The organism is Erysipelothrix aquatica (assembly GCF_009828775.2).
GTDB classification, from domain to species: domain Bacteria; phylum Bacillota_I; class Bacilli_A; order Erysipelotrichales; family Erysipelotrichaceae; genus Erysipelothrix; species Erysipelothrix aquatica.
Genome location: NZ_WTSY02000094.1, coordinates 1 through 811, shown reverse-complemented (window position 1 = coordinate 811; position 811 = coordinate 1). Strand labels below are relative to the sequence as shown.

Genomic DNA, 811 nt, shown 5'->3' with positions numbered 1-811 from the left:
AATAAATATCCCTACTATCACTGCTGCAATGACAGACAATGAAATTATCATCAGACCAAAAGTGAGTAATTGTGGCAAATATCCGGGTAGAGACTCGACTAACGATTCAGTATCAACAAACATTAAACCACTTGGAATATCGCCCTCATTCAATATTGACCGATCTTTTATCATAACTGCGTTGATACGTTGCGGCATATTTTCAGTAGCACTTGCATTTGCATCTGACTTGCTTAAAGACGTATCATAATTAAGGATTACGCTTGAAACGTCATCAACATGTCCATAAACAACTGGCAGAGTGTTAAAATTCGAGTTTTCTGTGAAACCACTAATATTGAATACTCTGTCCGTATTCGAGAGGACTAGTTTATCTCCAACTGATACAGAATATTTTTCTTTTATGTTATTGGTAATCACAACTTCATCTTTTTCCGAATTAATTTCACCATCTATAACTTTAGGAATAATCCAAGAATTCACATCTTCATATCCCATAAATGTAAGAGATAAAGTTTGTGATTCATTAATCTTCGCATTTGATGTGCTAACAGTTAGGTACTCCACATTTTCATTCTTTAAATTTTCTATTTCGAAAAGATTGATTTGTGATGAATACAGGTTCTTGTTCGAGGATTCAGTAATTATTACACCATCAACATCCCAGTGATCAATTGCAGTTCGGTTTAACTGCGATAGTCCATACGCTAAACTGGACAAAAAGAATACAAGGAACGATATTAAGACTATTACAGAAATAATCATTCCAAAGCGAACTTTCTCTTTCTTAATTTCTTTTATTGCAATATAC

At 33.7% G+C, this 811-nt stretch carries 1 protein-coding gene; it reads right to left on the bottom strand.

Going from position 1 to position 811, the window contains the following annotated elements; genetic code table 11:
* Positions 1-811, bottom strand: an 811-nt coding sequence (locus GVV20_RS10600; RefSeq protein WP_250690220.1) for an ABC transporter permease, incomplete at both ends; no start/stop codon positions are given.